Annotated in this window: 13 protein-coding genes; 3 read left to right on the top strand and 10 right to left on the bottom strand. The window is 70.5% G+C overall.

Annotated features, from left to right (window positions below):
• Positions 1 to 77: 77 nt before the first annotated feature.
• From NE234_RS02800 to NE234_RS02785, 4 genes are all read right to left on the bottom strand, one after another.
• A complete protein-coding gene (locus NE234_RS02800; RefSeq protein WP_252776612.1) occupies positions 78 to 1,505 on the bottom strand; it encodes a GH1 family beta-glucosidase in 1,428 nt (475 codons plus the stop codon).
• Positions 1,502 to 2,398 (bottom strand): carbohydrate ABC transporter permease, encoded by an 897-nt coding sequence (locus NE234_RS02795; RefSeq protein WP_252776610.1) that lies wholly within the window; start codon positions 2,396 to 2,398, stop codon positions 1,502 to 1,504. Before NE234_RS02795 ends, NE234_RS02800 begins: the two co-directional genes overlap by 4 nt.
• On the bottom strand, positions 2,395 to 3,360 hold the full coding sequence (locus tag NE234_RS02790) for a carbohydrate ABC transporter permease (RefSeq protein ID WP_252776607.1): 966 nt from the start codon (positions 3,358 to 3,360) through the stop codon (positions 2,395 to 2,397). Before NE234_RS02790 ends, NE234_RS02795 begins: the two co-directional genes overlap by 4 nt.
• Before the next feature lie 92 nt (positions 3,361 to 3,452).
• Positions 3,453 to 4,766, bottom strand: coding sequence for an ABC transporter substrate-binding protein (locus tag NE234_RS02785; protein ID WP_252776605.1), 1,314 nt, complete (start codon positions 4,764 to 4,766; stop codon positions 3,453 to 3,455).
• Positions 4,767 to 5,011: 245 nt separating this feature from the next.
• Between NE234_RS02785 and NE234_RS02780 the strand changes: the two genes are divergently transcribed.
• Complete coding sequence (locus tag NE234_RS02780; RefSeq protein WP_252776601.1) at positions 5,012 to 5,428, top strand: TIGR03668 family PPOX class F420-dependent oxidoreductase; 417 nt, start codon at positions 5,012 to 5,014, stop codon at positions 5,426 to 5,428.
• 116 nt (positions 5,429 to 5,544) lie between these two features.
• On the opposite strand, the gene NE234_RS02775 is transcribed toward NE234_RS02780, so the two are convergent.
• Positions 5,545 to 6,141, bottom strand: coding sequence for an HAD family hydrolase (locus NE234_RS02775; RefSeq protein WP_252776599.1), 597 nt, complete (start codon positions 6,139 to 6,141; stop codon positions 5,545 to 5,547).
• A gap of 159 nt (positions 6,142 to 6,300) precedes the next feature.
• Here NE234_RS02775 and NE234_RS02770 point away from each other — a divergent pair, with 159 nt between their 5' ends.
• Entirely contained in the window at positions 6,301 to 6,978 is a 678-nt protein-coding gene (locus NE234_RS02770) for a TetR/AcrR family transcriptional regulator (RefSeq protein WP_252776596.1), read from the top strand.
• 70 nt (positions 6,979 to 7,048) lie between these two features.
• Here NE234_RS02770 and NE234_RS02765 read toward each other — a convergent pair whose 3' ends face one another.
• From NE234_RS02765 to NE234_RS02755, 3 genes are all read right to left on the bottom strand, one after another.
• Positions 7,049 to 7,618, bottom strand: coding sequence for a ferritin-like domain-containing protein (locus tag NE234_RS02765; protein WP_252776593.1), 570 nt, complete (start codon positions 7,616 to 7,618; stop codon positions 7,049 to 7,051).
• A gap of 74 nt (positions 7,619 to 7,692) precedes the next feature.
• Complete coding sequence (locus NE234_RS02760; protein ID WP_252776591.1) at positions 7,693 to 9,840, bottom strand: MMPL family transporter; 2,148 nt, start codon at positions 9,838 to 9,840, stop codon at positions 7,693 to 7,695.
• 162 nt (positions 9,841 to 10,002) lie between these two features.
• Positions 10,003 to 11,112 carry a thiolase C-terminal domain-containing protein gene (locus NE234_RS02755; protein WP_252776590.1) on the bottom strand — a complete coding sequence of 370 codons (1,110 nt, stop codon included), beginning with the start codon at positions 11,110 to 11,112 and terminating at the stop codon, positions 10,003 to 10,005.
• A 94-nt stretch (positions 11,113 to 11,206) separates the two neighbouring features.
• On the opposite strand from NE234_RS02755, the gene NE234_RS02750 reads away from it, so the two are divergent.
• On the top strand, positions 11,207 to 12,004 hold the full coding sequence (locus tag NE234_RS02750; protein WP_252776588.1) for an SAM-dependent methyltransferase: 798 nt from the start codon (positions 11,207 to 11,209) through the stop codon (positions 12,002 to 12,004).
• A 62-nt stretch (positions 12,005 to 12,066) separates the two neighbouring features.
• Here NE234_RS02750 and NE234_RS02745 read toward each other — a convergent pair whose 3' ends face one another.
• Together NE234_RS02745 and NE234_RS02740 are read right to left on the bottom strand one after the other, a co-directional pair.
• Positions 12,067 to 13,044, bottom strand: coding sequence for an SDR family oxidoreductase (locus tag NE234_RS02745; protein ID WP_252776586.1), 978 nt, complete (start codon positions 13,042 to 13,044; stop codon positions 12,067 to 12,069).
• A complete protein-coding gene (locus NE234_RS02740) occupies positions 13,041 to 13,478 on the bottom strand; it encodes a MerR family transcriptional regulator (RefSeq protein WP_252776584.1) in 438 nt (145 codons plus the stop codon). Before NE234_RS02740 ends, NE234_RS02745 begins: the two co-directional genes overlap by 4 nt.
• Positions 13,479 to 13,568: the final 90 nt, after the last annotated feature.

The following is a 13,568-nucleotide window of genomic DNA, read 5'->3' as shown; positions in this document are numbered from 1 at the left end:
CGCTCTCTCGCCCGCAGCGAGCCGGTGCACCGGAAGGGCCCGCGACGGCGGGCGACGCGATGGTCGGTCGACAGTGTTCACAGGCTCATTCTGCCGAGCCCGCCTTGCCCGATCACCGAGGAGTACCACTGCGCACTGGTCTTGGGGATCCGGGCCTGGGTCAGGAAGTCGACGTAGACGAGCCCGAACCGCTTGGCGTACCCCCAGCCCCACTCGAAGTTGTCCATCAGTGACCAGCAGAAATAGCCGCGCAGGGGCACGCCCGCGCTGATCGCGGTGTGGCAGGCGCGCAGGTGCGCCTCGATGTAGGCGACGCGGTCGGGGTCGTCGACCCGCGGCCCGTCGCCGTTCTCGCCCTCCGCGACGACGTCGTCGAAGGCCGCGCCGTTCTCCGTGACGTACAGCGGCACGGAGGGGTACTCCTCCGCCACGCGCGTCAGCACCTCGGAGAGCCCGGACTCGTCGATCTCCCAGCCCATCGCGGTGACCGGCCGCCCGACCTGGACGAAGCCGACGTGCTCGCTGCCCGGCCACGGCGAGGCCTCGGCGAACGGCGAGGTGATCGCGCGCGCCGCGCCCTCCTTGCCGGTGACGAAGAAGCGGTTGTAGTAGTTGATCCCGAGCTGGTCGACCGACCCGCCGATGATCCCCATGTCGCCGTCCCGTACGTCCGGCGCGTAGTCGCCCAGGTCGGCGATGACGTCCTGGGGGTACTCGCCGCGCAGCAGGGCGTCGAGGAAGAGGCGGTTCTGCAGCCCGTCGATGCGCCGGGCGGCGTCGAGGTCCTCCGGGGCGTCGCTGGCCGGCGACACGGCGTACAGGTTGACCGACGCGCCGACGTTCCGGCCCTCCCCGCGCAGCGACTGCGCGGCGAGGCCGTGGCCGAGCAGCAGGTGGTGGGCGGCCCGCATGGACGCCCCCGGCTCGCGGCGGCCCGGCGCGTGGTCCCCGGACGCGTACCCGAGGAACGCCGCGCACCACGGCTCGTTGATCGTCGTCCAGTTGACGATCCGGTCGCCGAGCGCGTCGCAGAGGAGCTGGGCGTATTCGGCGAAGCGGTACGCCGTGTCGCGCTCCGGCCAGCCTCCGGCGTCCTCCAGCGCCTGCGGCAGGTCCCAGTGGTAGAGCGTCGGCCAGGGCTGGACGCCGGCCTCGAGGAGGGTGTCCACGAGGCGCCGGTAGAAGTCCAGGCCCTTGGCGTTGACCGGTCCGCGGCCGTCCGGCAGCACGCGTGACCAGGAGATCGAGAACCGGTACGCCGACAGGCCGAGGGAGGCCATCAGCGCGACGTCCTCACGGAACCGGTGGTAGTGGTCGGTGGCGACGTCACCGGTGTCGCCGCCCAGCACCTTGCCCGGCGTGTGGGCGAAGGTATCCCAGATCGACGGTCCGCGCCCGTCCTCGTCCGCCGCGCCCTCGATCTGGTACGCCGCGGTGGCCGCGCCCCAGACGAAGTCGGTGGGGAACCTGATCTCCGTCTCCGCGCGTGATTTCTGGATCGTCATGCCTTCACGGCCCCTTCCATGATTCCGCTGATGATCTGGCGGCCGAATACGACGAAGACGATGAACAGCGGGATGGTCGCCACGACGGTCCCGGCGAACATCAGCGTGTAATCGTTGAAGTAGGCGCTGTTCAGCAGCGCCAGGGAGTACTGCACGGTCGGGTTGTCCGGGTTCAGCACGGCTCGTGGCCAGATGAACTCGTTCCACTGCTGCATGAAGGTGAACAGCGCCAGCACGGAGGCCGCGGGACGCAGCGCGGGCAGCACGACGCTCCAGAAGATCCGGAACGTCGACGCGCCGTCGACGCGGGCCGCCTCGATCAGCGCGTCGGGGATGGCCTGCGAGGCGTACTGCCGCATCATGAACACGCCGAAGCCCGTGACGAGGAACGGCACGATCACCGCCTGGAGCTTGCCGGTCCAGTGCAGGTGCACCATGATCATGTACAGCGGGATGAGCCCCATCTGCACCGGCACCATCATCGTGGCGACGACGATGAGCAGGAGCGCGTTGCGGCCCTTGAAGCGCAGCTTCGCGAAGGCGAAGCCGGCCAGCGACGCGAAGAACACCGTCGACAGGGCGATGACGGCCGAGGCGATCGCGGAGTTGATCAGGGCCTTGGCGAAGTGGGCCTGCTCGTTCTCGAAGACGCGGCGCAGGTTGTCGCCGAGGTGCTGACCGGCGATGAACGGCGGCGGCACGGCGCCGACGACCGCGTTGGTCCGGGTGGCCACGACGAACATCCAGTACAGCGGGAACGCGGACAGGACGATCGCGAAGATCAGCACGATGTACGTGAGCGGGCTGGCCTGCCACAGCCGCGCCGAGCCGGCGACGGCCTGCCGGGAGCCGCGGACGACGGCGCGCCGGGAGCGTTCGGCGGCGTGCTTCACTTGTCCTCACCTCCGGCGAAGCGGCGGATCAGCAGGAAATTGACGAGAGAGAACACGAGGATCAGCAGGAAGAGCATCCAGGCGACCGCGGAGCCGTAGCCGTACTGGAAGCGGTTGAAGGCGTTCTCGAACATGTACATCGCCACGGTCTGCGACTGCCGCAGCGAGCCGCCGTTCATGTAACCGAAGTTGAACAGCAGCGGCTCGGTGAACAGTTGCAGGCCCCCAATGGTGGAGATGATCGAGGTGAAGATGATCGTCGGGCGCAGCATCGGCACGGTGATCCGCCAGAACTGCTGCCGCCGGGACGCGCCGTCGATCGCCGCGGCCTCGTACAGGTCACGCGGGATCGCCTGCATGCCGGCGAGGAAGATGAGCGAGTTGTAGCCGGTCCACCGCCAGTCGACCATGGTCGAGATGGCGACCCAGGAGCCCCAGCGGTTCGCCTGCCAGTCGATCTTGTGGACCCCGAAGAAGTGCAGGATCCAGTTGACCATGCCGTAGTCGCGGCCGTACAGCTGGGTGAAGACGATGGCGACCGCCGCGACGGAGGTCACGAGCGGCAGCAGCACGCCCATCCGGAACAGCGTCTGGAAGCGCAGCCGCCGGTTGAGCGCGTTCGCCAGCAGCAGCGCCAGGATCAACTGCGGCACGGTGGCGATGACGAACATGCCGAGGGTGTTGACGACGGCGTTCCAGAACTGGTCGTCGGTCATCAGCCGCGTGTAGTTGCGCAGGCCGATGAACTTGTGGTCGCCGATGATCTCCCAGCGGTTCAGCGAGACCCAGAACGTGTAGCCGAGCGGGAAGAGCCCGAACACCAGGAAGAGGAGGTAGAACGGCGAGATGTAGAGGTACGGCGAGTACTTCACGTCCATCCGGGCGAGCCGGGCGCGAAAACCGCGCCGCTCGTGAGGCGCGGCGCGAGGTGCGGCCGTTGCGGGCCGCAGGTCGACAGCCATCTAGCAGGTCCTTTCACGAAGAAGACGGGCGAGCGTGGAGACGGGCGGCGCCGGCCGACGCGTCCTGGGGAAGGCCGGCGCCACCCGTCGGTCTACAGGCCCGCCGCCTTCTTGGCGTCGGAGACGGCCTTGCTCCAGCCGGAGGACGAGGACAGCTTCTTCTGCGCGATCGCGCGCAGGTCCGCCTCGACCGCCTGCCGGACCTCCTGGTTGTCGGACCCGAGGTAGACCGGCTTGAGGCCCAGCGCGGTCGTCCCGTAGATCTGGCCGACCGGGGCGTTGTTGAAGTACGGGTTGTTGAACGCCTTGACCGACGCGTCATTGAGCGCCTGCGGGGAGGACGGCAGGTTGTTGGCCGACTTGAACGCGGCGATCTGGCCCTGCGGGCTGGTCAGGAACTTGGCCAGCTCGGCGGCCTCCTTCGGGTGCTTGCTCTGCTGCGGCACGGCCAGCCAGGAGCCGCCCCAGTTGCCGCCGCCGCCCGGCACGCCCGCGACGTCCCACTTGCCCTGCTGGCCGTCGCCGCCGTACTGCTTGATGAGGCCGAGCATCCAGGCCGGGCAGGGCGCGGTGGCGAAGGCGTCCTTCTTCAGCGCCTGGCTCCACGGGTCGGACAGGAACTGCACGCCGTTGGCGAGCCCGGCGTCCGACATCTTCACCGTCTCGTCGAACGCCGCCTTCACGGCCGGGTTCGACTCCATGATGAACTTGTTGCCCCGGTCGAAGTACGTCTGGTTGGAGCTCTTACCGGCCTCCTGCATGAGGATGGTGTTGTAGTACGTCTCCGGGCTGTCGATGAACTTCGTGTCGCCGCCGACCCGCGAGGTGAACCGCTTGCCGACGTTGATGAAGTCGTCCCACGTGGGCCAGAGCTTGGTGACCTCGTCGCGCTGCGTGGGCAGGCCCGCCTTCTTGAACAGGTCGGTGCGGTAGCACAGCGCCATGCTGCCGACGTCGGTGCCGAGGCCGATGAGCTTCGAGCCGTCCGCGCTGATGCCGGCCTGCCACTTCCAGGGCAGGTAGTTGGTCTGCAGCGACGACGCGCCGTACTGCTTCAGGTCGACGAACTTGTCGGGCTGCGCCATGAACTTGTTGACGATGCCCTCTTCGAGCGCGACCACGTCGCCGGCGCCCGCGCCCGCCGCGATCCACTGCTGGAGCCGCGGGGTGTAGTCGTCGAGCTTGGGGACGTTCCGCTCGTTGATCTTGATGTTCGGGTGCTGGGCCTCGAACTGCTTGAACAGATCCTGGTAACCGAAGTTACCGAAGTCGTCGACGTTGAGCGTGATCTTCGCGCTCGAACCGTTGGAATCGTCCGACTTGCCGTCGTCGCTGGAGCACGCCGACGCCGCCGCGAGTGCGGCGGACAGCACGATCGCCAGGGCGCCGACTCGCCCGCGATGCATGTTGACCCTCATGACGGACCCCTCTCAGGTCGTCTCCATAGGCGGGGGTTGATCGGGCTCCTCGGGAACCCGCGGTGTTCTGTGGGAGCGCTCCCACGAAGGGAAGCCGGGAGGCGTAGGGGATGTCAATAGCCCGAAACACATTCGTTACGCGGACGTCACGTCCTCCTACCCTGCGGCGACACGGCGCCTTCACCCCACGCCGCCTGCCCTCTCGCCCGCCCGACCCGTGGCAACCTCGGAGAATGAGGCTTCCGGAGCAGATCGCGCGCACGCGTTTCGCGGCCGCGCGCGCCGTCCGCATGGCGACCGTCGACGAGACCGGGCGTCCGCATCTGGTCGTCATGACGTTCGCCGTCGACGGCGACCGGATCTACTCCGCCGTCGACGCCAAGCCGAAGTCGACCCGGGATCTCAAACGGCTGCGGAACATCCAGGCCGACCCCCGCGTCACCGTGCTGGCCGACCACTACGAGGACGAGTGGTCCCGCCTCTGGTGGGTACGCGCCGACGCCACCGCCCAGATCATCGAGGACCCGGAGGCCATGGCCGAGCCGATCGGCCTGCTGCGCGAGCGCTACCGGCAGTACCGCGCCAATCCCCCGGAAGGCCCGGTCATCGCACTGACCGTCCACAAGTGGACCGGCTGGTCCGCATCCTGACGCCCCGCCGCCGGCGCCATCCGGCGGTGAGCCGGCCCACCCCCTGACGCTGCGCCGCCGACGCCACGCCACGCGGTGGTGGGGCCGGCGCGCCTCCCGGCGCTCCGCCGCGGGCGCTACGCGGCGGTGAGGGCCCGCACCTGCTCGACGGAGCGGAAGACCTCGGCGCGCATGCCGACCTCGCGGGCGGCCACCACGTTGACCTCGGCATCGTCGATGAACAGGCAGTCCGCCGGCGCGACCCCGAGCCGCTCGGCCGCGATCTCGAAGGCGCGGTGGTCGGGCTTGGCCACGCCGATCGCGCAGGAGTACGTCCGCGCGTCGAAGTGCGCGAGCCACTCCCCGTGCCGCTCCTCGAACACCGGGACCAGGTCGGCGATGATGTTCGACAGCAGACCGAGCCGGCGGCCCTCGCCCGCCAGCTCCCCGATGAGGGACACCATGGCCGGGTCGGCGTTGGTCCAGCTCGCCAGGTCGGCCCCGATCAGCGCGTCGATCGTCGCGGGCGCGAACCGCACGCCGAGGCGATCGGCGACCGCCGTCCAGTACTCCGCGCTCGGCTGCCCCGCGTCGTACGGTTTACGGAGGGCCCAATAGGCGTCCCACAGCGCGTCGGAAGCGACTCCGGCGATCTCTTCGATCCGGCGCTTGGCCTCGGGCGTCTGCCGCAGCGCGATGACACCGAACAGGTCGAACATGATCGCAGGGGGCATGCGGTCCTCTCCTCGGGGCGGTGACCAGGGGCGATGCGAGCCTATGCCGTGCCGGCGCCGCCTCGCGACGGCGGACGGCGGCGACGATCGTTCAACCGGTGACCAGACGTGACCCCATCATTTGAACAAGCGGTTGGGCGGACAGGCCATAATGAGGGGGTGACGACCACGCGCAAGGACAACGGACGGCCGCGGGCCGAGGCCCGCACCGGCTCCTCGGGGGGCGCCCGCCGTCGCGCGAAGGGCTCTACGGCGCTCGCCTCCGAGCGCCGCGAGCACCTCGTGAAGCTCGCCGCCGAGCTGTTCGCCGAGAAGGGCTACCAGGCCACGACCGTCCGCAACATCGCGGACGAGGCGGGGATCCTGTCCGGGAGCCTGTACCACCACTTCGACTCCAAGGAGTCGATCGTGGACGAGATCCTGACCTCCTTCTTCGACGAGCTCGCGACCGCGAACCAGGCGGCCCTGGCCAAGGGCGGCGACCCGCGCGAGGTCCTGTCCGACCTCGTGCGCATCTGCTTCGGCACGCTGATCCCGCACCGCGCCGCCATCATGGTGCTGCAGAACGACTGGAACTACCTCAAGCAGTTCGACCGGTTCGACTACCTCGCCAAGGCCGAGGGCGAGACCGAGCGGTTGTGGGTCGGCCAGATCGAGCGCGGCCAGGAGACCGGGCTGTTCCGCGAGGACATCGACCCGAAGCTCACCTACCGCATGATCCGCGACACCATCTGGGTGACGGTGCGGTGGTTCCAGCCCGAGGGCCGGCTCGACGCCGACGGCCTCGCCGACCACTACATCAAGGTCCTCTTCGACGGCATCTCCCGGCATCGCTGAGATCGCGCCGGGCGTCTCGGTGCGATGCCGCCATCGCACCGAGGCGCCCGGCGCGGTCCCGCCGGTGCCCTCAGACCTCTCCCGGGCCCTCGTTCAGCCTCCTGAGCTCCTCCGGAAGGCGTTCGAGCAGGCCACGCAGGTCGTCGGCGTGCTCCTCCTCCTGGGCGAGGATCGTCTCGAACACCCGCTTCGTCGTCGGGTCCTTGTCCCCGATCCACTGGATGATCTCGGTATAGGACATGATCGCGACGCGCTCGGCGACGAGATCCTCCTTGATCATCTCCACCAGGTCGAGACTCCCGGCGTACTCGGCGTGCGCCCGGGTCGCGAGCGTGTCGGGGTTGAAGTCGGGCTCGCCGCCGAGCTGGACGATGCGTTCGGCCAGCATGTCGGCGTGGTTCTGCTCCTCCTGGGCGTGCTCCAGGAACTCCCCGGCGACCGCCTCGGCATGGATGCCGGTGGCGGTGAAGTAGTGCCGCTTGTACCGCAGTACGCAGACGATCTCCGTGGCCAGCGCCTCGTTGCAGACCTGGATGACACGCTCCAGGTCGGCGCCGTACGCGTCGGTCACGGGACCCTTGTCGATCTCGTTCTTGGCCCGCTCGCGGAGCGTCTTGATGTCGGTCAGGAATTCGGCCATGGCGTTGGTACCTCCCGCCCCTGACCTACCTCAGCGCGCACGATCTACACCGGCGATCGGCCATTCCCTCGCACTCATCGGCCCGACTCGACCCGAGCGGGTACGGCCGGCGCCGCGGCGGGCGGCTCGGCGACGGGCAGCAGGCGGGCGAGCCACCCCGGCAGCCACCAGTTCACCGCGCCGAGCAGCTCCATGACGGCGGGAACGAGCACCATCCGCACGACCGTCGCGTCGACGAGCACGGCCACGCCCAGGCCCAGGCCCATCTGCTTGACCGCGATGTCCGCGCCGAGCAGCACCGACAGGAACACGCACACCATGATGGCCGCGGCGGCGGTGATCACCCGGGCGGTACGGGCCAGCCCGCGGGTGACGGCCTGCCGTGTCGGCAGGCCCGCGTCGTACTCCTCCCGGACCCGCGAGATGAGGAACACCTCGTAGTCCATCGACAGCCCGAACAGGATCGGGAACATGAACAGCGGCACCCACGCGGTCACCGGCATCCCGGTCGGGAAGCCGAGCGCGTGCCCGAGCCATCCCCACTGGACCACCGCGGTGAGCACGCCGTACGCCGCCCCGATCGACAGCAGGTTCATCAGCGCGGCCTTGATCGCGATCGCCACCGACCGGACCAGCACGAGCAGCAGGATGAGGGACAGCCCGACGACCACCGCGATGAGCCACGGCAGCCGGGAGACGACCGCGTCGGCGAAGTCGATCGTCCCGGCGTTCGGCCCGCCGACGTAGACCCGCGGGCCGCCGGCGCGGTGCCGCCCGGTCATGGCGTCGCGCAGCCGGTGCACGAGCCTCGGCGTCGCGGCGTCCTGCAGGCCCGTCCGGGGGTACGCGACGAACATGGCCGTGGTGCCGTCCCCGCTGGTCCGCACGGGCGTCACCGAGGCGACTCCGGGTGTACGGCGCACCGCGTCGGCCACCGGCGGTACGTCACCGGGCAGCCGGACCACCACGACCAGCGGCGCGTCGTACCCGGCGCCGAACCCATCGGCGAGGATCCGGTGGGAGGCGTACGCGCTGGTGTCGTGCGGCTGGGTGCTGGAGTCGGTGAAGCTCAGCCGCATCGACAGCGCCGGCACGGCCAGGACGAGCAGCGCAATCGCCGAGACCGACAGGGCGGCGACCGGGCGCCGCTGGATCACCCCGGCCCACCGCTCGGACAGGGGCCGGCGCGCGGTCCGACGGGTCAGGGACCGCAGCCCGAACCGGTCGATGTTCCGGCCGGTGAAGCCGAGCAGCGCGGGCAGCAGGGTCACGGCGGTGACCATCGTCATCAGCACCGTCAGCGACGCGGCGACGGCGACGGCGTTCAGCAGCCGCTGGTTCATCACGAACAGCCCCATCAGCGCGACCACCACGGTCGTGCCCGCGAACAGCACCGACCGCCCCGCGGTGGCGATCGCGACCACGGTCGCGTGCTCCGGGTCTGCGTCGTCCTCGGCCAGGGTCTCGCGGTAACGGGTGACGATGAACAGCGCGTAGTCGACGCCGACGCCGAGCCCGATGAGGCCGGCGACGATCGGCGTGAAGCCCGGCGCGGGCAGCAGGTGGCCGAGCAGGGATATCCCGGCCAGGCCCGTGCCGATGCCGAAGATCGCCGTCACGATCGGCAGGCCCATCGCCAGCAGCGACCCGAACGCGACGAGCAGTACGATCACGGCTGCCAGCAGCCCGATCCCCTCGGTCGGCCCGCCGCCGGGGGTCTCGGCGTTGACGACGGCGCTGCCGCCGAGCGCGAGGGTGAGACCGCTCCCGGAGGCCCTCCGGACCTCGGAGATCATCGCGGTGACGTCCCCGGCCGGCACGTCGTCCGCGTTCACGTCGAGCTGGACCGGGGCGAACGCCGTCCGGTGGTCCGGCGACACCTGCCCGGGCACCTGGTACGGCGAGCTCACCGACACGACGTGCGGGGCGCGGGCGAGGTCGCCGAGCACCCTCTCCACCCGGGGACGCACGGCCTCGACCCCGCCGTCTGCGCGGACGGCCAAGGTGAGCGTGTCACCGCCCCGGCCGGGAAAGTGCTGCTCGATCAGGTCCTGCGCCTTGGCGGACTCGGCCTTGCCGCCGGAGAAGTCGTTGTCGGCCGGCGCGGCGAAACCGAACCCGACCGCGATGACGATCGCGGCGCCGACCGTCCAGGCCGCGAGGACCAGACGCCTGCGGCGGTAACAGAAACGGGCCAGCCGCGCGAGCGGTCCGTCGTACATGGGATCACCTCATGGAGCGTGTCAATGGCGTCCCGAGGGTCGCGGGCGGTCGTGCCCGCGCGCGTCAGCCCGGCGATGACACTTCCCGCCCCCCGTACTCCCCGTGGAGTACGAGCCCCTCATCTCCCGTACGGAGCCGCACGCGGCCGGAGCTTCTTGGACTCAGCCGGCGGTGGTTGGGCGGATGAGGAGGGCGGCGCTGCCGTAGGAGCCGCCGAAGCCGGTGCAGAGCGCGACCTCGGCTCCGGGGACCTGGTTCACCCCGTCGCCGCGCAGCTGACGGACCGCCTCGGCGACGTTGTTGAGGCCGTGAACGTACCCCTCCGACAGCAGTCCGCCGTGCGGGTTCACGGTGGCCAGGCCGTTGTGGAGCGTCTCGGCGAGGTCGGCCCGGGCGCAGAGCCCGAAGTCCTCCAGCTGGCGCGGGACCAGCCAGGAGTAGGCGTCGTAGAGGAGGGCCACGTCCACGTCGGCCGGCGTCATCCCCGCGGCGGCGTAGAGGGGGCCGGCGACGTGGGAGGAGAAGATCCTCGTCACGTCGTCGGCCTTGTCCATGGCCGAGGCGCCCGGGCCGCCGCCCCGTACCACGGCGTGGATGCGCGGCGCGGCCGGCGCCCGGTCGGCGGACGTGATGACGAGCGCGCAGGCGCCGTCCGTCTCCTGGCAGCAGTCGGCGCGGCGCAGGGGCGAGGCCACCGGCGGGCTCGCCCGGTAGTCCTCCATCTCGCGGCGCAGCGCGCGGGGATTGGCGGCGGCGTGCGCCCGTGAGCTGCGGACGACCGCGCGCAGGTCATCCTCGGTGAGGCCGGTGTCGTGCAGGTAGCGCTGGGCGGCGAGAGCGAACTGCTGCACCGGTCCGGCCGACCCGTACGGGTGGGTGAACTGCTCCTCGACCCCCTCCCCCAGTTTCAGGGAGAGGGTGTTCATCCGTCGCCCCGAGCGGCCGTTCAGGGCGCGGTAGACCAGGACCGTACGGGCCAGGCCCGCGTCGATGAGCATGGCGGCGTCGCCGAGGATCGAGGCGCACTGGGTGCCGCCGCCGTGGATCTCGTTGTGCCAGCCGAGCTCGATCCGCAACTCCCGGGCGACGTGGATCACCGGGGCGGAGTCGCCGAGGTGGTAGCTGAGGACCGCGTCCGGCCGCTGCCCGGCCTCGTCGATCGCACGGCGGGCGGCCTCGACGGCGAGCTGCAGCTCGGTCCGTCCGGAGGCGCGGGACAGGTCCGTCATCCCCACCCCGGCGATCGCCGCCTTGCCGGAGAAACCCTGCATCCCGCCAGCATGCCTGAGCGAGCGCTTGCTCACTAGATACCGTAAAAAACCCGAACGTGTCTGTTTGAAGATCGATTAGCGGCATACTGGCCTCGTGACAGCAGACGACGACCGGGTGTCAACCGCCATCGACGTGACGGTGCCGAGTTCGGCGCGGATGTACGACTACGCGCTCGGCGGGAAGGACAACTACGCGGTCGACCGGGAGACCGCCGACCGGATCTTCGCCGCGTTCCCCGCGCTGCGCGAACTGGTGGTGGCCAACCGCGGTTTCCTGCAGCGGGCGGTCCGGTTCGTCGCCGAGCAGGGCGTACGGCAGTTCGTCGACCTGGGCGCGGGCATCCCGACCTCGCCGAACGTCCACGAGATCGCCCGTGAGGTCCACCCGGACGCCCGCGTCGTGTACGTCGACCACGACCCGATCGTCGCTGCGCACAGCAGGGCCCTGCGGGCCGACGGAGACGCCGTCACGGTCATCGAGGCGGACATCCGGCGGCCCGATGACGTCCTCGCCGCGCTGGAGGACAAGAAGGTCATCGACTTCGACGAGCCGGTCGGCATCCTGTTCATCGACGTGCTGCACTTCATCACCGACGAGGAGGACCCGGCCGGGATCGTTGCGCGCTTCCGTGACCGGTTCGCCCCGGGGAGCCACCTCGTGCTGTCCATCGCGTGCCGCGACGGAGTCGACCCGGAGAGCACGGCGAAGGTCACCGCGGCGTACCAGAACGCCACGACCCCGCTCATCCCGCGCACGCGGGAGCAGATCGAGCCGCTCTTCGCAGGCTTCGAACTCGTGCCCCCGGGCCTGGTGAGCATGGCCTGCTGGCGCGCCGACGGACCGGAGATCCCGGGCGGGCTCGCCGGCGTCGCCCGCAAGCCGGCCGGGTGAGCCCCGAGGCTCACTCCGGCCCGTTGTCCCGATCACGGTGATCTGGACCATGCAGGCGGCCGTCATCGTTCCGGCTCCAGCAGACCGAGGTCGCGCAGGCTCTCGGCCGACTGCACGATCGTCGTCTCGACGGGGCGCGGGCGCCATCCGAGCTCCTTTCGGGCCCGGTCGTTGTGGATGATCGGCCGCGGCGGCTCATCGCCCGGTTCCTCCTGGGCGGGCACGCGCGCGGCGAGCGGACCGAGCCGGCGGCGCAGGATCTCGGCCACCTCCAGGAAGCTCAGCGTCGGACCGTCGGCGACGGCGAGGAACCGCCTGCCCGCCGCCTCGGGTGCGGCCATGGCGCGGATGTGCAGGTCGGCCACGTCACGGACGTCGACGACGCCGAAGCGCTGCCGGGGCGCGACGCTCATCGCGCCGTCGAGCATCGCCTTGATCAGATGCGTCGAGGAGCGCAGGTCGGTCGTGAGCGTGGGCCCGAAGATGCCCGTCGGGTTGACGACGACGAGTTCGGTGTCGCCGCCGTCCCGCTCCATCAGGTCCCAGGCGGCCCGCTCGGCGATCGCCTTGGAACGCGGATAGGGCGCCAGTCCCGGCGTGCCGGGGTCGGTCCAGTCGTCCTCGGTGAACTCGGCGCCCGGCTTGGGCGTGTATCCGACCGCGGCGAAGGACGAGGTGAGCACGACGCGCCGGACGCCCGCGTCACGCGCGGCACGCAGCACCCGCAGCGTGCCTTCGCGGGCGGGGACGATCAGCTCGTCGGGGTCCTCGGGCCGGGCGACCGGAATGGGCGAGGCGACATGGTGGACCTCCGCGCAGCCGGCGATGGCGGCGGGCCAGCCGTCGTCGGTCATCAGGTCGGCGGCGACCACCTCCAGGCCGGTGTCGTCGGCACCGCCGCGGCGCACGGCCGCGCGCAGCTCGGCCTCGCGGGCCGTCGAGCGCACCGTGGCGCGCACCGTGCGCCCGGCCCGCAGCAGCGCGGCGATCAGATGCGTCCCCACGTAGCCGGAACCGCCGGTGACCAGAACCGGGCTCATCGCGCCACCTCCAGGCGGCCGACCGCCTCCATGAGGCGCTGTGTCGCCTCGGTCTCCGCGGCGCTGTCCCCGCGGTCGCGGGCGTCCCACATCGCCGCCTTGACGCGCAGGTAACCGAGCCGCGCCTGCTGGGCGGCGATCTCGGCCTCGACGCGCTCCGCGTGACGCAGCAGGAGATCGCGCTGCTCGGCGGCCGCCGCCCGTCCGCGCGCGCGGTTGGCCAGGTACGTGCGCATGTCCTCGATGCCCACGCCGACCGCGCGCAGACAGGCGAGCGCCTCGATCACGACGAGGTCCTCATCGTGGTACCGGCGATGCCCGTTGTTCTCGTCGCGCTCAATCGGGCCGATCAACCCGACGTCCTCGTAGTAGCGCAGTGTCGGCTCACTCAGCCCGCTGCGCCGGGACACGTCCTGAATGGTGTAGGTCGTCATGCGGCCAGCACACCAGACCTCAAGCGCTTGAGGTCAAAACGCGGCCCGCGTCCATCTCCGGGCCATCGCTCCGAATATCCTTCGGCCAAA

The sequence above is a fragment of the Actinoallomurus rhizosphaericola genome (assembly GCF_024055675.1).
GTDB classification, from domain to species: domain Bacteria; phylum Actinomycetota; class Actinomycetes; order Streptosporangiales; family Streptosporangiaceae; genus Actinoallomurus; species Actinoallomurus soli.
This window is presented reverse-complemented; position numbering and strand designations above follow the sequence as displayed.